Source organism: Streptomyces pristinaespiralis, assembly GCF_001278075.1.
Taxonomy (GTDB): Bacteria; Actinomycetota; Actinomycetes; order Streptomycetales; family Streptomycetaceae; genus Streptomyces; species Streptomyces pristinaespiralis.
In genome coordinates, this window is record NZ_CP011340.1 from 8,471,826 (window position 1) to 8,491,218 (window position 19,393).

Annotated in this window: 14 protein-coding genes; 11 read left to right on the forward strand and 3 right to left on the reverse strand. The window is 68.7% G+C overall.

The genetic code is table 11. The features are described 5' to 3' along the window. Window positions 1-131: 131 nt before the first annotated feature. On the reverse strand, window positions 132-1,238 hold the full coding sequence (locus SPRI_RS36225) for a hypothetical protein (RefSeq protein ID WP_005322187.1): 1,107 nt from the start codon (window positions 1,236-1,238) through the stop codon (window positions 132-134). A gap of 1,678 nt (window positions 1,239-2,916) precedes the next feature. Here SPRI_RS36225 and SPRI_RS36230 point away from each other — a divergent pair. The 7 genes from SPRI_RS36230 (at window position 2,917) to SPRI_RS36260 (ending at window position 13,297) form a co-directional block, all read left to right on the forward strand. Beyond that, window positions 2,917-4,818, forward strand: a complete 1,902-nt coding sequence (locus SPRI_RS36230; RefSeq protein ID WP_199782735.1) for an ATP-binding protein — start codon at window positions 2,917-2,919, stop codon at window positions 4,816-4,818. A 77-nt stretch (window positions 4,819-4,895) separates the two neighbouring features. After that, a complete protein-coding gene (locus SPRI_RS36235; protein WP_005322190.1) occupies window positions 4,896-6,065 on the forward strand; it encodes an exonuclease SbcCD subunit D in 1,170 nt (389 codons plus the stop codon). A gap of 38 nt (window positions 6,066-6,103) precedes the next feature. Next, entirely contained in the window at window positions 6,104-9,457 is a 3,354-nt protein-coding gene (locus SPRI_RS36240; RefSeq protein ID WP_005322191.1) for an AAA family ATPase, read from the forward strand. After that, entirely contained in the window at window positions 9,454-10,488 is a 1,035-nt protein-coding gene (locus SPRI_RS36245; RefSeq protein WP_037775684.1) for a hypothetical protein, read from the forward strand. The genes SPRI_RS36240 and SPRI_RS36245 overlap by 4 nt, the downstream gene beginning before the upstream one ends. Before the next feature lie 150 nt (window positions 10,489-10,638). Further along, the gene (locus tag SPRI_RS36250; protein WP_234020485.1) at window positions 10,639-11,031 is read left to right on the forward strand and encodes a hypothetical protein; all 393 of its coding nucleotides are present in this window, start codon (window positions 10,639-10,641) and stop codon (window positions 11,029-11,031) included. A gap of 488 nt (window positions 11,032-11,519) precedes the next feature. Beyond that, window positions 11,520-11,681, forward strand: a complete 162-nt coding sequence (locus SPRI_RS38680) for a hypothetical protein (protein WP_005322195.1) — start codon at window positions 11,520-11,522, stop codon at window positions 11,679-11,681. A gap of 299 nt (window positions 11,682-11,980) precedes the next feature. Further along, window positions 11,981-13,297: a hypothetical protein gene (locus SPRI_RS36260; protein WP_158685264.1), complete on the forward strand. Its 1,317-nt coding sequence runs from the start codon at window positions 11,981-11,983 to the stop codon at window positions 13,295-13,297. 703 nt (window positions 13,298-14,000) lie between these two features. Here SPRI_RS36260 and SPRI_RS36265 read toward each other — a convergent pair. Beyond that, entirely contained in the window at window positions 14,001-14,606 is a 606-nt protein-coding gene (locus SPRI_RS36265) for a hypothetical protein (RefSeq protein WP_037775686.1), read from the reverse strand. 209 nt (window positions 14,607-14,815) lie between these two features. After that, entirely contained in the window at window positions 14,816-15,394 is a 579-nt protein-coding gene (locus tag SPRI_RS39675; RefSeq protein WP_234020486.1) for a hypothetical protein, read from the reverse strand. A 626-nt stretch (window positions 15,395-16,020) separates the two neighbouring features. On the opposite strand from SPRI_RS39675, the gene SPRI_RS36275 reads away from it, so the two are divergent. The 4 genes from SPRI_RS36275 to SPRI_RS36290 all read left to right on the forward strand — a co-directional run bounded on the left by SPRI_RS36275 (window position 16,021) and on the right by SPRI_RS36290 (window position 19,315). Further along, on the forward strand, window positions 16,021-16,284 hold the full coding sequence (locus SPRI_RS36275; protein WP_037775690.1) for a helix-turn-helix transcriptional regulator: 264 nt from the start codon (window positions 16,021-16,023) through the stop codon (window positions 16,282-16,284). Window positions 16,285-16,454: 170 nt separating this feature from the next. Beyond that, a complete protein-coding gene (locus tag SPRI_RS36280) occupies window positions 16,455-17,315 on the forward strand; it encodes a DUF6083 domain-containing protein (RefSeq protein WP_037775693.1) in 861 nt (286 codons plus the stop codon). A gap of 30 nt (window positions 17,316-17,345) precedes the next feature. Further along, window positions 17,346-17,795 carry a hypothetical protein gene (locus SPRI_RS36285; RefSeq protein WP_037775695.1) on the forward strand — a complete coding sequence of 150 codons (450 nt, stop codon included), beginning with the start codon at window positions 17,346-17,348 and terminating at the stop codon, window positions 17,793-17,795. After that, window positions 17,792-19,315 carry a UvrD-helicase domain-containing protein gene (locus tag SPRI_RS36290; RefSeq protein ID WP_005322218.1) on the forward strand — a complete coding sequence of 508 codons (1,524 nt, stop codon included), beginning with the start codon at window positions 17,792-17,794 and terminating at the stop codon, window positions 19,313-19,315. Before SPRI_RS36285 ends, SPRI_RS36290 begins: the two co-directional genes overlap by 4 nt. The last annotated feature ends 78 nt before the right edge of the window (window positions 19,316-19,393 follow it).

Sequence of the window (19,393 nt, forward strand, 5' to 3'; positions counted from 1 at the left end):
ATCGCATAGGGTGACCATCTCCATTTGGACAGCCCGTCAGGAGCGCACATTCATGCCGGGCTGCCTCGTGCGGCCGTCGAGCCATGGGCTCCTCTCACGAGGGGCGAATGACGAGTGGCTGGGCCTGGCCATCAGAACCGCGCGTAGCGGTTTTCAATGCAGTTGCGACATATGTGGATCGCATCTTCGTCGGGGCCGATGTCGAGGACAGTCCCGCAACCACCTTCACAGTCGATCAAGTTCTTGAATACGGTGCCGCACGAGAAGCACAGGGGCGTTGCATCGGGCTGGCCCGCCGCGGTCACCGCTTCGATCACCAGAGCGCCTATTTCGCAGTCCGGACACTCGACCACCGGAGAGTCTCCACCGTCCTTGATGGCGGAGTAGTTGTCCAGCCCCAAGATGATCCATGCATAGTTGGCGGCTGCGGACTCTGGATCCTGCGGCCATACCTGGTGGCAGAACAGGCAGGTCGGGCCCTCGTCCCTGCCGTTAGCGACCAAGGCCCACTGCTCGCAGTCGGGGCACTTCACCGTCACGTCGGTGACCTTGGCCAGCTCGCTCCGGAGGTTATTCATGCGCTGCTTGACCAGCGTCTCGATGCCCTTGAGTTTCAACCGGAACGAGTCCATGTCTTGCTCGACGCCCTTAGCTTCGGCGGGTTCGAGTTCCGGGATGAGGTGTCTGTGGATGAAAGCGATCAGGAAGTCGAGCACCCTCGCCGCACGCGACTCGATGGCGTACGCGTTGTGCTTCAGCCCGTAGTGCTGAAGGGCGTTGCGGTGGTCCGATAGGTCTTTGATCCGTTTCCGGTCGTCCTCTTCGATTGCGAGGCGGGCGATGTTGCGGAGCCGGTCGAACGCGTCCAGGGTGCCGCAGCTCTTGAAGTCGCCCTTCTGCCACGCGTCGTGAGTCGCCTCGGTGGGGTCGGCGAAGATAAGGCTAAAGTGCTCGCGCGCCAGACGGGCCTTGAGCAGTACCTCGGTGGCCGCCTGAAGGTGAAGCACCGTGTACTTGAGGTCACGGGCGCTCGGAGGTGTCGCACCTTCCGTCAGGTGTTGAAAGACGCTCACCAGGTAGTCCATGCCGTTGGACACGGGAGTGTAGGACACGTCCAGCCGAGGGGACGGACGCTCCGCCTTCTTCGCACTCACGACGGGCATGGCCGCCGGTGCCGGGATTTGCTCCGCGCTGCCTTCGGGCTCGTCGGGCAGCTGCGGTCCAGGCCGGTCGGTCATTGGGTTCCTCCAGCAGGTAACGCGATTCCAGGGAGAACATCCGGCATGACCGCTACACCCGTGCTCCCCGAGGCTGTAAGGAAGGCAACGACTTGTAGACACGGAACAACAGTCACGACCGTTCGCCCGCCCTTATCGTCGCTCTTGGCCACCGCCGCTGCACGTCATTTGCACGCTTGGCCAACACCCCGCCGCCAGAAGGCTCACCACGGGGACCTCTGGACTGATACACCAAGGGGACCAAGGTCACGAAATGTTGATCCTCTCTGCCGACGCCTCTAGTCCTGCTCCAGGCGGTCGAGATGCGCCGGCTGCTGGCGGAGGCGGGGCTCGAGATCGGCGCGGGGAAAGTGTCGGCGCTGTGGTCGGCGACTGATGGTCTGCGGGGGAGTGCCAGTGGGCATCGTCGTCTGAGTGTCAGGCGTCTCAATCCAACGCATCGAACAGCGACTGCTGAGCGGGGGCTGGAAGCAGCAGGCTGCCGTACCGACCGTCGTCCAGCGCGTGACGGCACGTGTCCCGCAGGGCGAGTCTGACAGCTCCGGCCCCCAGTACCCGTCGCTCCAAGACCACAGGACTCCGAAGGCAACGGGCATTGCAGGGCGGCGGCGTCCCTACGACGCTTCTGCCTGCAGCGGCCAGCTCAGGGTGGCAAGCCCCGTTGGACTGCCGATGTGCACGTACTGCGTGCGGCCGTGGGTGTGGACGATGTTGGTGACCGGCGCCGCGGTTGCCTGGGGAGTGGGTCGCATCGGCCGCCTCACTGGGGCTGCTCTTCCTTGGTGTGGCCCGAGGTATCCACGCCGCCTCCACCATATGGCAGCCCACCGCTGAGCGAGCAGCCTCGTTCAGCATTTGCGCCTGGGCTCAGTGAAGGGGACCGCACGTCTGCCGGGAAGCGGAGTCGACCGGACAGCTTCACCTGGGACGCGCAGCAGCGTGACCGATCAGCGCTGCGTTCGGGAGGCCGCCGCCGTGTTGCTTCCAGGGGTGGTGCGAGAGGTTGCGAAATGTGTGTGCATAGTGAAGGGATCGTGTGTAGGATGCGCGCAGACCGCGTGCGGGTGGGGTGCTTGAGGCGGTTATTCACCGCCTGTGCCGTTCGTGGTGCGGGCCCAGCACGCCGGGGGTGCGGATGTATCTGGCATGTCTGTGTGCCGAAAATTTCCTGCTCTTCGGCTGCGCTCGGCAGAACGATCGGTTCAGGCCGTACGTCTGCAGGCCGACTTCGGCCCGGCCACCCATGCTGCGGTCGGGGAGAACGAACAACAGGGCGGGACCGCTTCTCGCCGACGCCATCCGCCTGTGCCCTGTGACGCGGATAAACCGACCACGACATCACCCGTCGGCGATCAGCGACGCGCCTTCGGCCAACACGTGGGTGGTCCGGCGTCGATGGTGGAGCGCTCCAGCGGGGGAAGTTAGCCAACGAGCTCTGGCACGCGTCCGGTTGCGAGCTCAAGAGCTGGGGGACCGGTGGGCGGGACTGACGGGTACCGGCCTTGCCCGGGTTGCGCATCTGCAGGGTAAGCCGCCCCTGTGCCCGTCGGGACTGGGCGTCTTTGGAGTCCCGGCAATCTGTGGAACTGCCCAGTAGTTTCGGCGCCCCGGCGTACGGTGTCACCGCCAGCCGCCAGGGCCGCCCCGCCGCACGATGAGATAGGCACAGGGACCGCCGATGACCGACACCGACTCCGAAACCCCGGGCGTCGAAAGCACTACCTCAGGCCGCGGTTCAGCGCCCCTGACGAGTCAGCAGCCGCCTGGAGGCCTGCCCCCCAGTGGCGGTGTCGAGCAGGAGGTCGGGAAGGTTGCAGGCACTGAGGACTCCACACCGTTGAAGTTTCACGTCGCCCTTTCCCCAGATGCGTATCTGCAGCTCGACGACGTGGTCAGCACCCGTCGGCAGATCCCCGGCTACGGCGAGGTCGTCACCTCAGGGGTGGTGACGGAGGTGGTCGCCCGCCACGAGGGCGCCGCGTTCGGCTCGGATGTGTTCCTCATTGCGGACGGGATCTTGCCGGCGACCGTGCAGGAGATCGCTGAGGTCACCACCACCCGCGTCGAGCCCGAGTGCTACGTCCCGCCACGCCCCGGCGCAGTCGCGATCCGGGCGGCGGGTGCTGACCGGGACGCCGCCTTGTACTTCGACAAGATGGACGCGCGGATCCCCGCCGGCATCGGCCGTGACGGCGAACCGATCTATCTCAACCTCGAGTTCCTCGACGGTACCCGCGGCGCCCACGTGTCGATCTCAGGCATCTCCGGGGTGGCGACCAAGACCAGCTTCGCGCTGTTCCTGTTGCACTCGCTGTTCACCTCGGGTGCCCTGGGAGGCCGCGCGGTCAACGCCAAGGCCCTGATCTTCTCGGTCAAGGGCGAGGACCTGCTGTTCGTCGACCAGCCCAACACCCGCCTCGACGAGACGCTACGCGCCGCGTACGCGCGGCTCGGCCTGCCCGCTCGACCCTTTGCCTCCGCCGGCTTCTACGCGCCGCCGCTGCCTGGTGATACCACCGGCCGCCCCCACGTCACCGGCCGGACCAGTGGCGTCACCGCGTTCTGGTGGACGCTCGCGGAGTTCTGCCAACGCGAACTGCTCCCGTACGTGTTCGCCGACGTCGAAGACGAGAAGAACCAGTACACGATCGTCGTGCACCAGGTCACCAGCCGGCTGCGCCACGAGGCCCAGGCCGCAGGGAACGACGGCGCGGTCGCCATCGACGGAACCACTATCCGCACCTGGGCAGAGATGATCGAGTTCATCTCCCAGAAGGTCACCGACGAGGGCACACGCGCCCACTGGGCGGGGCCGGCGGTGGGAATGGGTACCGTCAACGCATTCGTGCGGCGGCTGCGGTCGTCCCAAAGGCCGCTGGGCCCCCTGCTTCGTGGCGACCTGAGCACGGTCACCGACCGTCCGGTCACGCACTCCATCGACACCTCGGGGCAGCAGGTCACCGTCGTGGATCTGCACAACCTGCCGGAGCGGGCCCAACGCTTCGTTGTGGGTGTCGTGCTAGCCGCGGAGACCGACCGCAAGGAGCAAGCCGGTCCGGGCGGGCTGCTGTTCACGATGATCGACGAGCTGAACAAGTACGCGCCCCGCGAGGGCTCCTCACCGATCAAGGACGTCCTGCTCGACATCGCCGAACGCGGCCGCTCGCTCGGCATCATCCTCATTGGCGCTCAGCAGACCGCCTCCGAGGTGGAACGGCGCATCGTGTCGAACTCCTCGATCAAGATCGTCGGCCGGCTCGATCCCGCCGAGGCCGGCCGCCCTGAGTATGGCTTCCTGCCCACCTCGCAGCGGCAGCGCGCCACCCTCGCCAAGCCCGGCACCATGTTCGTCTCCCAGCCCGAGATCCCGGTGCCGCTGGCCGTCGAATTCCCCTTCCCCGCTTGGGCCACCCGTCTCTCCGAGGTCGCCGACCCCACCTTCACTACCGGCACCTCGCCTGCTGACTCGAACGCCGGTGGTGCGGCGCGACCGGACCCGTTCAGCAAGCTGCCCCAGACCCAGAGCGACTCGTGGTTCGACGACCCCGACGATGGGGCCATCGACGAGCCGCCCTTCTGACGTCCGCCGACGCGCTTTCAGATCACGCCTGACGCAATCCGCTGCTCTGCTTCAGCCATCCGAAAAGGACCGACCCGGTGAAGTTTCTGCATACCTCCGACTGGCATGTCGGCAAGACCCTCAAGGGCCGTAACCGGCTCGAGGAGCAGGCAGGCGTACTGCGTGAGATCACCCAGATAGCCGTCGGCAACGACGTCGATGCTGTCCTCATCGCTGGCGATCTCTACGAGAACGCCGCGCCCACCGCGGACGCCCAAAGGCTTGTCGTGCGCACCCTGCTGCAACTGGCCAAGCAGGACATCGAGGTCGTCCTGATCGCCGGCAACCACGACCACGGTGCCACACTCGAGGCCTACAAGCCGCTGATGGACATCGCCGGCATCCACGTCTATGGCCAGGCCCGCCCGGCCGCAAAGGGCGGCGTGCACAGCTTCCGCGCCAAGTCCACCGACGAGCGCGTCAACGTCGCCGTTCTGCCGTTTCTCTCCCAGCGCTACGCCGTCCGCGCCGCGGAGATCATCGCCAACACCCCGTCCCAGAACGTCGGCGCCTACGACCAGCTCATCCGAGATGTCCTGGACAACCTGACAGGGGCTTTCACCTCCGACGCCGTCAACATCGTCATGGCCCACCTGACGTGCACCGGCGGCGTCTTCGGCGGCGGCGAGCGGGCAGCCCAATCGATCATGGAATACCACGTGCCCGCCGCTATCTTCCCCGTCGAAGCGCACTACGTGGCCCTGGGCCACCTGCACCGCCGACAGACGATCCCGGCCGCCTGCCCGGTGCACTACAGCGGATCCCCCTATGCGATCGACTTCGGCGAGCAGAACAACACCCACGTGGTCTGCCTCGTCGAAGCCTCTCCCGGCACCCCCGCGAAGATCACCGACATCCCGGTCACTGCCGGCCGCAGGCTGCGCACCATCGAGGGGACCGTCGCCCAGCTCACCGCCGACCCCGCCGTCTACGGCGAGGACTACCTCCGGCTCGTGATCACCCAGCCCGCCTACGCCAGCATGCGCGACGACCTGCTGGAAGCCCTCCCCAACGCCCTCGAAATCCGCATCCACCCCGACCACGCGAGCACCGGCGCCACGGCGGGCATCGCCACCCACCAGCCGACCAAGACGCCTGCGCAACTGTTCTCCGACTACTGCCACAGCGTCGGCGTCAGCGACGACCGGGTCACGGCCCTGTTCAACCACCTGCACGACGACCTGACCCGCTCGACCGCCCGCTCCTGACCCAGCGGCCCTGACACCCGCTAAAGGAATCCCTCAACATGCGCCCCGTTCGCCTGGAGCTCAACGGCTTCGCCGGTTTCCGCGCTCCCACCGTGGTCGACTTCACCAACGCCGACTACTTCGCCCTCGTCGGCCCCACCGGGTCAGGCAAGTCCACCGTTCTCGATGCCCTCACCTTCGCCCTGTACGGCTCGGCCTACCGGTGGGGCCGCAGCAACGCCATCGCCTACGCGCTCGCCCCCACGAGCAACCGCTGCACGGTCTCGCTCACCTTCGACGTCGCATCCCAGCGCTACCAAGTCGCCCGCGAAGTCCGCCGCGTCGGCCAACAGATCCAGCAAAAGACCGTCAGCCTGGTGAAGTTCGCCGACCCCACGGCGGTCGTCACCGACGCAGACGGGCCACAGCCGGAAGTACTGGCCGGAGAAATCAAGGAACTCAACGCCGCCATCGAGCAGTTGCTCGGACTGTCCTTCGACGACTTCTGCCAGTGCGTCGTCCTGCCCCAGGGCGACTTCGCCCGCTTCCTGTCCGCCAACGCCCGCGACCGGCAGCAGATCCTGCTCAAGCTGCTCGGAGCCGCCCACTACGAAGGCATCGGCAAACGCGCCGGCGCCCAGGCGGCTGAAGCAGCCAAGGAGATCGCGGTCCTCACCGACCAGCTGAGCCGGCACGCCGACGCTACCCCGCAAGCCGAGGCCGACGCCCAGGCACGCCTCTCGGCACTGGGACAGCTGGCCGCCACCGTCGACCAGCTCGTGCCCCGCGTCGCCGAGGCACACTCCCGCGCCGACGACGCCCACGCACGTGTCGCCACTCTGCGCACCGAACTCGCCCGGCTCACCCCCCTCCGCACCCCGGACGGCATCGGAGAGCTGCAGCGCCGTGCCGTGGAGGCCCAGACAGCCGCCCACAAGGCCCGCGACGCCGCCGACGCGGCTGCCCAGACCCTGGCCGACGCCACCAAAGCTGCCCAATCCGGCCCGCAGCGCGCTGTCCTCAACATTGCCCGCGACCGCTACACCGAGAAGGCCGGCTTGGCCGGGCGCCGCGACGCAGTCATCGCGGCTGCGCAGCGTGCCCGCCAAGAGCTGGCGCAGAGCGAGGAGCGGCTACGGGCGCTGGCAGACGCCGTCACTAAGGCTCGCCGCACCGCCGAGGAGACCCGCGGCCGCCGCGACCGGGTACAACAGGCGTACGCGGCATTGCAGCGTCGCCAACAGATGCTGGCTCCCGTCCGAACCCCCGACGGTGCCAGTGATCTGACCAGCCGGGCAGCGGCTCTGGCACGGCAGGCCGACGCCGCCGCCACCCAGCTGGCCGCGGCCCGCGACCGGCACAACCAGTCCGCTTCCGCGCTCACCGCCGCCGGCGACGGCAGCCGGCTCACCGAGGCGCGCGAGGTACTCGACCAGCTCCTCCACGTCACCAGCTCCCTCACCGACGCCACCAGCGAGCTGGATGACGCCGTGGAGGCAGTCGCCCAGGCCGACAGTGCGGTCACCGGCGCGCAGGTGCGTCTCGACGCGGCCACGGCCGCCCTCGAGGAAGCCCGCACCCTCGCCGGTGCCGCCCAGCTACGCCCTCAGCTCCAGGTGGGCCACGCCTGCCCGGTCTGCGAGCAGAGCGTCACCATCCTCCCGCCGCCGCTGTCCGACCCGGCCCTGGCCGCCGCCCAGGCCGCGCGTGACGCTGCGGTCCGCGAACACCGTGACCTGCTTTCCCAGCGTCAGGCCGCCACCAGGACGGTTGCCGCCAAGCAGCGCGCCGCGGACACCCTGACCCAGCGGCGCACCCTGCTCGATGAGCGGCTGGGCACGCTGTTGCCCGATCGTCCTGCCGACACCGAACGCGACTGCGACGCCGACCGCGCCCATCTTGACGAACGCGCTGCAGCCCGTGACCAGTTGGTCGCCGCCGAGCAGCAGGCACGTGCCGCGGTACAGGAGGCCGAAGCCGCGCACACCTCCGCCACTGCGGCCGTCGCCACGCTGCAAAGGGAGATCGATCGCACCCGCAGCGGACTCCACACGCAACTGGGCGCCCTGGCCGAACTCGACCCGCCTGCCGTCGACACCCATGACGTGACCGCCGCCTGGTCCGACCTGCAAGCGTGGGCCCAGGCCCAGAGGTCCACGGTGGAAGACGACCTTTCAGCCGCCCAGGCCGAGGCCGCCACCTCGCATCAGGCCCACCAGGACGCGACCGCCACGCTGGAAGTAGCCGAGCAAGCACACGCCACCGCCCACAGCGTCCACACCATCGCCGTCCAGCAGAGCGCAGCCGCCGACCACGCGCAGAGCACCCTGACCGACCGCCTGAGCGAACTGCAGACGCTGCTGGACCAGGCGCCGCCCGCAGATGCACTGCCGGGCCTGTTGGAGGAATGCGACCGCCTCGAAGCGGCCGTGGAGACCGCCACAGCCGAGGCAAGTCAGACACGCGAGGCACTCAAGGCGGCGGAGGCCGAACAGCAGCAGTGGCAGGCTCGCACCGCGACCGCCTGGTCCGAGCTGACTGCTGCCCGGGACGCGGTGGCGGCCCTTAAACCGCCGAGCCTGGACACCGACGACCTCGCCGCCGCCTGGGCCAGCCTGGCCGCCTGGGCCATCCGCGCGGCCGACGACCGGCAGGCGGACACCCTGCGCGCGCAAGCCGACGCCCACACCGCACACAGCGAAGCCGACCAACTCCTGGGCCAACTGGAGGGTCTGCTGCGCGACCACGACCTGGATCCCCAAGACCTCGGCGACGGCTCCGAGCGCGCCGCCCAGGCCCCCCGGGTGGTAGCGGTCGCAGCCGAGCGGGCCCGGGGCCGGGTAGAGATGATCCAGCGCAGCCTCGCCGACGCCGCCGCCATACAGGACAAGATCGACAGCGCCCGCACCCAGCAACAGGTGGCCGCCGAGCTGGCCAGGCTGATGCGGTCCAACAAGTTCCCGCAGTGGCTGGCCGATTCAGCCCTCGACATCCTGGTCGCGGGTGCCTCGCAGTCGCTGCGCCGGTTGTCGGGTGACCGATTCGACCTCAGCCACCACAAAGGCGAGTTCTACGTCATCGACCACTCCGACGCCGACTCACAACGCTCGGTTCGCACCCTGTCCGGCGGCGAAACCTTCCAGGCCAGCCTTTCACTGGCGTTGGCCCTGTCCGACCAGCTGGCCGGCATGGGCGGCGCGACGAAGCTCGAGTCCATATTCCTCGACGAAGGATTCGGCACCCTTGATCCCGACTCGCTCGAGATGGTCGCCGACACCCTGGAGAATCTCGCCCAAGGGGAGCGGATGGTCGGGGTGATCACCCACGTCACCGGGCTCGCCGAACGGGTGCCGGTCCGCTTTCAAGTACACCGCGACCCCCACACTTCCGTCGTCACCCGGGAAGGCACATGACAAGCACGGCACATGCGGCCCGGATGCGATTCCATGTCGACGGCTGGGACCCCACCTACGGCTCCAGCGTCGAAAACGCCGAGAACACCATCGGGGACTCGACCGCCAAAGTCATCCCCGACCTCGAACTCGCCCCGGCCGACTGGAAGCCCATCTCGACCTCCCACGTGCCCGACCCCGGCGCAGTCCTGTTCGTCGACGGCGTACGCCGCGTCGAGGCCCGCATCTGGATCGAGCAGCCCCCGGCCGCCGAACCGGCCCCAAGCGCCATCAACCACGCCGACGACGCCCAGATGGCACTATGCGCCTCCTATGCGGCCGGCACCGTGTGCTGCTGCCCCGACCGTGGCGCGCACCTGCTGACCATCGAATCCCGACGCGGCCTGTTCACCACCGCCACCAACGCCGTCGACGTGCCCACCACGGCCGGTACCTACCAGGCCAACATCACCTTTGAGGACCAGGAAGAAAACCTTGCAGTGCTGCTCTCAGCGGCACTGCAACGCCGACTCGGCGACCTTGAAATTCTCGTCGCCGTCAACGCCCGCACTGCCCTGGCCAGCCACGGCGTCGCCGCCGGCTCGGACCTGCTGGTGGTGGACGGTCCGCTGCGCGGCCGCACCCATCTGCCGCGAGCGCTGGGGCTCATCAAATCCCACCGCACCGCCTACCTGCCGCCCGACCTGCACGCGATGGTCAGCGCCCTGGCCGCCGGCGAACGCACCCCGGTGTTCTTGATGGGCACCTCCTGGGACCGGCACGCCTGGTACCTACGCCTACCGTGTACGCCCGGGGCCCCGTGGGCCGGAATAGTACGGCTGGAATGCGCCGCCGACATCCCCACCCCGGAGGCGATCGCGTTGGCCAACCTCTCGCAACTGGTACTGCCGCGGTACGCCAGCTGCGAGTACAAAGACGCCCGGGCCCCCCAGAACCTGGTGCCGGTCGCCGGGCTGGAGAGGGAACTGCGCCGCCGCCTGGGCAACCCTGCCCTGCTCAGCAGGGCCCTACGCGTGGCAGCGGCGAGCTGAGCCGCAGTTCCTCGCATTTCCGCTTCGCGCCGCACCGACTGGCGCCTCCTGCACGGAGCGGACTGGCACCGCAAGTACCACCTGCTGCGCGCCCACCTCGAATCCGGCGCCGACCCCGCCGCACTCACCTGCGCCACCCTCTTGGCCGGGGTGAAGATCGGCTCCTGGCTGCACCGCCAGCTCACCACCTGGCCCACCCTCCACCCCGGCCAGCAGCAACTGATGGCCGCCCTCGGCCTCACCCCCGACACCAACCCGTTCACCCCCGTCCGTCGCGCCCGCCGTACCTTCGAGGAGACCGTCCAGCTCCTGGAACTCTTCCTGCACCGCGAAGGCTGCATCCCTGCCGCCCGCGAGACGATCCGCGTCGACGGAGACACCGTCAAGAGCGGCGCCTGGCTCGCCAAGGCCCGCACCAAGCACGGACGTCTGGTTCGAGGGGGAGTGGACAGCCGAGGACGCCGTTCCGGCCGTCCTGGTGGTAGAGGCTGCACACATGGCTACCTCGTGTCAGAGCCTGTACTCTGCCGTGGGCGGACGTGAGCACACAGGCCTCGTCAGTGCCGCCTGGCATGGTTCTGAGTCATGTTCGACGGACTTCATGACATCGACTGGGCGTCGATGGAGCACGCGTACGGCTCGGCCGAGTAGGTACCGGCGCTGCTGTGGGCGCTGCGCTCCCCGGACGCCGAAGAACGCCGCAAGGCTCTCGACCGCTTCTACGGCGCGGTTCATCATCAGCACTGCGCCGTCGACGGCTGAGTCGACGCCATCCCCGCCCCCGGCCCGCACGGCACCGCAACCTTCGATCTGATCGTCCGACCCGCCGACGTCGAGACCGTCGCCAAGGACGCCCCCGACGCGGTCATCACCTGCACCAGCGGCGACCCCCGGATAACCCACGAGCTGCTGACCGGCATACAGCCACGCGACCTGCTGCGCGCGACCGGCACCCTGCTCCAGCCGCCGGCACCTGGCGAGAACGCCCGGCTCACTCTCGACGCCCTTGAAGTCCGGTCCTGCGGGACACGGTGCTCGACAGGTATGGCGACTACTGCGTCATCTTCGCCCCCGACCGCGGACCAGATCCCGTCTTCACCACGCTCGGGCAGAGGGTCGGCCTAGCGGACAACCCCGACGCCATCGCCCACCTCATCGACATCCACGAACGCGTGGACGACGGCGACTTCTGATGGCCGCCACCACCGCTCAGGCCCGAACCGTCCTGGAGCGGTTCCCCGCCGGAGGCCCCCCGCGGCTCCTGGCCGGCCGAAGAGTGCGCCGCCGCCCAGCGTGCCCAGGGCACCAAGTTCATGGTGGAAGTTCCGTCGATCTTGTGACTGCCGGTCAGACGATCGCAGACAGTCATGCCACCCGCCTCGAGGATGGACGTCCCGGGGTGAGCATCCGGCTTGGACGATCGATATCGGCTGATGGTCCGCCGCCCACGTCCTTAACCTGATCACAGCAGAAACTTACTGAAGGGGTGGGCGTGCGCGCACTGGAAGATATCAGAAACCAGGTGAGATCGGCTAAATCGCGCCGCTACATCGACGAGGCCATCGCTGCCTACAGCGGCGGTGCCTACCGCTCGGCACTCATCGCCATCTGGATCGCCGTCGCAGCGGATCTCATCGAAAAGCTTCGCTTCCTCGCCGACGAGGGGGACGCGAACGCGAAGGCACACCGCGACAAGCTCGACGCAGCCATCAAAGACAACAAGATCAACGAGTTGCAGAAGTTCGAGCGGGAGTTGCTGACCAAAGCCCACCAAGACCTCCAGCTCATCGGCTCGCACGAGCGGGACCAGCTCCTTCGTCTGTACGAGGACCGGCATCTCTGCGCACACCCGGCCTTCATCCCTGACAGTGATGATCTGTTCAACCCCACGGCCGAGTCGGTGCGGGCCCACCTGAGGGCCGCCGTGGACGCAGTGCTGTCGCATCAGGCGGTAACAGGGAGGAAAGCGCTGGAACGATTCGGTCGCGACATCGCATCCGCATCGTTCCCCCGGGACGACAGCCGCCTTGCTGACCACCTGCGCGCCAGTTACATGGACCACGGGACGCCGCAGCTACGGGCAAACCTGATCAAAGTGGTGTGCAAGGAGACCTTCAACCAGGAGAAGGACAGCACTTGGCGGTGGAACCACACCCGCACGGCTCGAGAGCTGCAGAAGATCGCTCCTGGAGAGTTCGAGGAGCGTGCGCGCTCCGTTCTGGAGCGCAAGCAGAATGAGTTGGACGACGAAGGCCTAATAGCCCTGGTGGCTGGGCTCTGCTACGTGCCCGGTGTCTGGGAACTCCTTCACGCAGGCACCCGCGCGCGCATCGAGGAACTCCTCAAGAACGTGCCGGCCAACCAGTTGGTCATCGTTCACCAGCTGTACAACGGAGCCCTCCCCGCCGCTCCCGTGGACCGCATGCTGCTCGATCGGCTCAGCGAAGCGATTCCTCTCGTTTCCCGTCAGATGCACTTCGCGCAGCTCACGCCATTTCTGGGCGATGTCCCTGACCGACGACTCATCCCGCCTCTCATCGAACTGGTTGCCGACGCCAGCTCCTACGAGGGCGGCGAGGCCGTCCTGAAGTGGGTAAACGCCCTCTCTCCCAGCTTGACGGAAGACGACTTGCAGCAGCTTCTCACTGCCGCAGCCAGTAACAACCAGATCTCGGGTTCCGTCCTGGGGACCCGCCAACTGGAGGTCCTCCGGCACATCGGGCCCCAGGGCGAACAAGCAACGGCTGCCTGGGCCAAGTGGGACACGCGCTGGACACAGGATGCTGAGCCGACAGCCAGCAACCCGTAGTGACCGCGCAGACCTGGCCCTCCGCGACACGATGCGGCCCCCGCCAGGCGCATCAGCATGCGCATCACGTCGCTGCCCTGGTCGGAGGAATCTTCGGCTGCCACATCGAGTACAGCGAGGACAGCTACTGGGACACCTGCCCTCAGTCTTTAATGCACCGCAGATCGGGCCTGTCCGTCGGCTACACCGCGATACGGCTGTGCTCCCTGTGCGGGAAGGACCTCGATGAATGTGAGCATATGCTCGACACCCAGTGCGAACTCACCGTCCGTCACTCCCCAGAAGGCACCTGCAACGCATGCGGGCGTCGCAGCTGTCCTCATATGGACGGCCAATGCGTTCTTGCCTACCCGCGCCCAGTCATTAGCGAGGGACAGATCCACGAAGTAAGCCTGGTGTCTCGGCCGAGAGACCCCCTGGCCCGATTTACGAAGATCGAAATCGATGCACAGGCGCTCGCGCACAGCCTGGGACAGCAGCCGAACGGCCGGGGCTCTGCGGTGCTTTCGCTGCCTGCGTCCGTGCGAGGGGTTCGGCGGACATGATGCGGCAGGCTCAAGGCTTCCGTCCGCGCCCACCCCCGGATGAAGTCGACCGAAGCGCAGGCGCAGACATCATTTCGGCCTCATCTCTTGCTTTCGAGTGCAGGCGCCCGCAGCGTAGAGGGGGCAGGCGGCAGGGGGATTAGCATCGATGGACCGGCTCAGGAGTTGGCCGGTTGGGCCTGGCTTTCGGTCTGGGCGGCGGGTGGCTGCGTCGCGTCGGACGCTGTGTAAAAGACGGAGGCGCCCTGTTTGGTGCGCTGGGCCTGGTTCCTCGCCACGAGCCCTTCGAGCGTGGTGCGCACGACGGTTGTCTTGATGGCGCGCTTGGGGTGTTGCTGGCCCAGTACGGTGGTGATCTCGGCAGCGGAGCGCGGTTCGCTCTGGTCGGCCAGGTGTTCGCGCACGAGGTCGACAAGCGTGGGTGATGCTGACGGCGCGGCCGCTGGCTTGCCGGCCTTCTTGCCGGTTCGCTTCCCGGCCGCGGGGGACTTCTTGGCCGTGCCCGATGCGCCTGCTGCCTTCTTGCGGGCGGCCGGCACCGTCGCGACGGGTTCAGGCGCAACGGTCGTCGCGGGGACGCCGAGGGCCTGCTGAATGTTCACTAGAACGGTGTGGTCGTGCCGTCGGGCAGTCAACTGTGCCTGCAGTGCTTCGATCTCACTGCAGAGGCGTTCTTGCTCCTTGAGGTTGCTTTCAAGGTCACCGGCCACCTGCGCGCTGTACTGCGAGGTCAACTCGGTGCTTTCGGCAGTGGTTTCGGACATGCTGCTCACACCCCTTCCGGGCGCTGCGGGCCAGCGAGCACGATGCTCGTGGCGTATGCGAAATCCAACGCGTGTGCTCTTCTGCCTGGTGCCGTGTGACCAGGAGCAGTTACTGCCGCACAGTCATTCACGGCGATAGTACGGAAGTCACCTGCGTTCTTCTCCGCCGCATGACTGAGAGACGGCAGGCAGATTGAACCAGGCGGCGGTCAGTGCGTAGACGGCCCCCTGGAGCCGGAGACGGGCCGGTGAAGGGGAGCTGGCTGCCAGTGCACCTCGCCGGTATCGCGCTGATGGTGCCAGGTTGCCAGGGTGCGGCCGGCGACCAGCCGGTCGAGCAGCGCTTCGGTCTGCTGGGGGGAGTGCCCGCACAGACGGGCCACGACGGCCATGTCAGCTACGGGGCCGGCCGCGGTGGTGTGGGCGGCCAGGACCAGCGCGGCCAGGCGGTCTGCGGGTTTTGCCGCTGCCGGAACGATGAGCGGAGCAGGCTTGAGGGCCCAGTGGGCGGCGCGCCGGCGGGCGCTGCGGCACGGGGCCTGGTTCAGTGCGCCGTCCAGCAGCCGCACCTGCAACGGTGCTGCCCGGGGATCGGGCAGGTCGAGCCAGCGGTCCTGTGCCAGTTCCTGCCACGCCTCGGTGTGCCGGTGCAGGCGCATGCCGCGCAGCAGGCCGGCCGGCAGCCGGGCGCAGCCGTGCCTGTCGGCGCGCAGGGCGCATTGCAGGGCCAGCAGCCGGGCGGCGGGAGAGGTGACGCAGCCGAGTGTGGAGGCGAGGTGGGTGAGCATCTCCCGTACCCGTTGCGGCTCATCTCCGTGGACTCGCTGCAGGACGGGGGCTGATGCGGCCGATCGGCGAGGGCTAAGCAGAGTGTCGGGTACCACGGCGGTGTGGCTGGTCGCCGCCGCACAGGCCGCGCACGCGTCGACCAGCCGCCAGGTGCGGCCGCTGAGGTCGCGGGTCAGGGCCAGCAGTACCCGCCCAGCACAGCCGCGATGGCGCGGATGCCAGACGCAGCCCCGCACCCGGCACTGGCAACTGCGCAGATGTGCCGGCAGCGCGCTCGCGCGGACATGGCAGGCCAGATGGGCCAGGGCGGCTGACCGCGCGGAGGATGCCTGCAGGGGAAAGGTGCGGGCGGTACACGAGGGGCAGACGAGTGCAGGGCCGTCCGCCTGCGGGCGCAGCTCCACTGTCCAGATACGCCGCACTGCAGCATGTGCGTCACCGAACCTCATGGGCTGGTCGTCCTCCCGTCCGTCTGACTGTCTTGGCGGTGGGCACCCTGACAGGCCCCCGAGACGGACGCACTGTAGTGCAGATTCCCGCACCATGGATTCGCCGTTTCCCCGCTCCGGCGAAAGTGCAGAAACCTGCACTGACGGGGCAGGGGTCTGCACCGTCGGATTGTCGGGTGACGATCTTGCCGCCAGACCCCGACCTCACTGCGCTGCGCGTCGTGCTCGCGCGCCTGCGGGCCGAACGCGGTTGGACCTTCGACGAACTCGCCGACCGCAGCGGGCTTGCCCGGCGCACCCTCATCGACCTTGAACACGGCCGCACCACCGGCAGTGTCACCACCTGGCACACCCTCGCCCACACCTTCGACGTGCCCATCGAGCGCTTCCTGGGCGCCCTGTGCGACGACCACACCCCGCCCGGCACGGCCACTTCCTGAACTCTCGCTCCGTCCCGGTGCGCACCACGCCGTGAATCACCCGATCGGGCAATCAGGCATGGAACAGTCATCCGCAGTAACGCTCATGTGTGCGGGCTCGTTGGGCCGGCCGTGGGACATACCTGCGACACGTTGCTCACGCCTGCGTGTCGCCTGGCACGGTCCGGGCCATGTGCCCCACGCCCGCCCCCGACGACCGCCACTGGGACGGCAGCTCCCGCGCCACCCACCGCCCCCGCCCGCTCCGGGTGACCACCACCAGCCCCAGCCGCCTGCTGCGCGCCGGACAGACCGGCCGCTGCCGCCACTGCGGCCACCGTATCGACCTCTACCAGCGTCCCGACCAGCGGCCCATCGCCTTGCACCCCGCCGAACTGGCCACCGCCGACGTCCCCGAATCCTGCCGCTGGCACCTCAGCGGCGGCATCGCCTACCCGCACGGTGACAACAGCGCCTGGTGCCGCATCCCGCATGCCGTGCTCTGCCCCCACCGCACCCCGACCTGCCAGGCTGGCCCCCGCCTCGAGGTGATCCGCCGCCAACTCGCCGTTCGCACCCGCCGCCTCATCGACACCGGGGTTCTCACCTCCGCCCCACCCACCACCCCGCAGCCCGTCTCCCCGACTGGCGGACCGGACCGCCCCGTCGTCCAGCTGCTGCTGTGCCGCTACCTCACCCACCAGCGGCTCGAGGACCTGCGCTGCGTGGCCCAGACCCGCCACCGTCACCGCTGTCCTAACCCCGTCCTCGCCTCCGTCGGCCCGGCCGGGATGTGGAAACTGCTGCCCACCACCGCCCGGCACGGCCAACTTGCCCTGCATGATGCCCTGATGGCCATCTACGACCTTAGCCACCTCTCCTACGGCGAACAGCTGCGCTGGCGCACCCAGCGCTGTCCGGCACATGCCGCCGTCCCCGGCGCCGCCGACCTCGCCCTGGCCTGCTGGGAACCCTTCGACCCCCTCCTGCACGCGGCACACATCCACACCCGGCTGCCCCACTCCCCGCCCCGCCCGCACCGAAGGGGATGACCCGTGCCCCACCACGCCCTGGAAAACACAATGACCCGCCCCCTGCCCCCGCCCGTCCTGCACCGCGCCGCCCGCCTGCTGCCGCTCGCCGCCAACCACGACGCCACCCGCCTGATGGCCCTCGTCGCCGCCAAGACACCGCAGCGCGCTGCCCACCGGCTGCGCCACCGCCTCGGCACCCGGCTGCCCATCGACGTGATCACCACCCACTACCCGGACGCCGACCACAGCGTGCTGCTCAACGTCGCCTTCCCGCCCGCCGTGCACGCTGCCCTCACCGCCGACGCCCCCCGCGCCCGGCGGAATCCCGAGCGCTGCCTGGAACTGGCCGTGCGCCGGGCCCTGGCCGAGCACGCCGACCGGGAGACCGACCGCCTCGACCGCGCGGTGTCCCAATTGCTGGCCCACACCACCCCCGCCTACCTGCTGGCCGCCGTCGAGCACGCACTCACGCGGCTCCCCGAGAGGCCCACTCCGTGAACCCCACCGACGAACAGACGGCAGCCGCCGACGCCTTCCACGCCGGCCACCACCTCGCCCTGCAGGCCGGCGCCGGCACCGGAAAGACCACCACCCTCGCCTTCCTCACCCGCGCCACCACCCGACGCGGCCGCTACCTCGCCTACAACCGGGCCATCGCCCAGGACGCAGCCGCCCGCTTCCCAAGCACGGTGCAGTGCAAGACCGCCCACGCCCTCGCCTACGCCGCCGTCGGCCACCGCTACACCCGCCGCCTGAACGCACCCCGCCGCCCCGCCTGGCAGACCGGACAAGCCCTCGGCCTGACCAAAGCCGTCCGCATCGGCGACCGCGAGATCTCCCAACGCGCCCTGTCCAACGCCGCCTTGCGCACCGTCACCCGCTTCTGCCACACCGCCGACGAGGCCATCACCCGCCATCACGTACCCCGTCTCCGCGGCCTGGACGACCCCGATCTCCACGCCCAACTCGCCGCCCACCTCGTGCCGTTCGCACGCAAAGCCTGGGCCGACCTGCAGCACCCGGACGACGGCGCCGTCCGCTTCGACCACGACCACTACCTCAAGATCTGGGCCCTTGCCCGGCCGCGCATCCAGGCCGACTTCCTGCTGCTGGACGAGGCCCAGGACACCAACCCCGTCGTCGAACAGATCTTCCTCGCCCAGCGCGAGCACGCCCAGCTGGTCATGGTCGGTGACTCCGCCCAGGCCATCTATCACTGGCGCGGCGCCAAAGACGTCATGACCGGCTTCGACGGCACCCAGCTGACCCTCTCCCAGTCCTTCCGCTTCGGCCCCGACCTCGCCGCGGAGGCCAACCGCTGGCTGCATCTCGCCGATGCCCCGATCCGCCTCACTGGCACCCCTGCCGTGTCCACCGAGATTGGCCCCGTCACCCAGCCGGACGCCGTACTGTGCCGCACCAACGTCGGCGCCATGGCTCAGGTCATGATCCTCATGGCGGCCGGCTATCGGGTCGCCCTGGCCGGGGGAGGGGACAGCCTGCAGGCCCTGGCGTTCGCGGCCCGCGACCTGAAGGAAGGCCGCCGCACCCACCACCCCGAACTGATCCTCTTCCCCTCATGGGGCGATCTGCAGGACTACGCCGCCCACGACCCGGCCGGCCGCGACCTGCAGCCCCTGGTCAACCTCGTTGACACCCACGGCACCGAGGCCATCCTCACGGCCGTCGCCCACCTTGCCCCCGAGCCGCACGCCCAGGTCACCGTCTCCACCGCCCACAAGGCGAAAGGGCGTGAATGGCCCCGCGTGCTCATCGCGGACGACTTCGCCCGCCCCAAGGACAACACGCCCGACGAGCAGACAGGCCCCCTGCCGACACCCGATCCCATCGACGACGCCGAAGCCCGCCTGGCCTATGTAGCGGTCACCCGCACCCGCCAACGCCTCGACCTGGGCGGACTGTCCTGGATCCACGACCATCCCGACGGCCCCTTGGTCGGCCACGACCGCCCCCGTCCACCGGCGCTGCCACAGTCTCCTGCCGCTGCCAGGAAATGAGCCGGGTGCCCGCCAGATCGGCCTGTCGGCTGCCCGCACCCCTTCCGGGACGGCCAGTCTCGACGCGAGGCCCCGCTT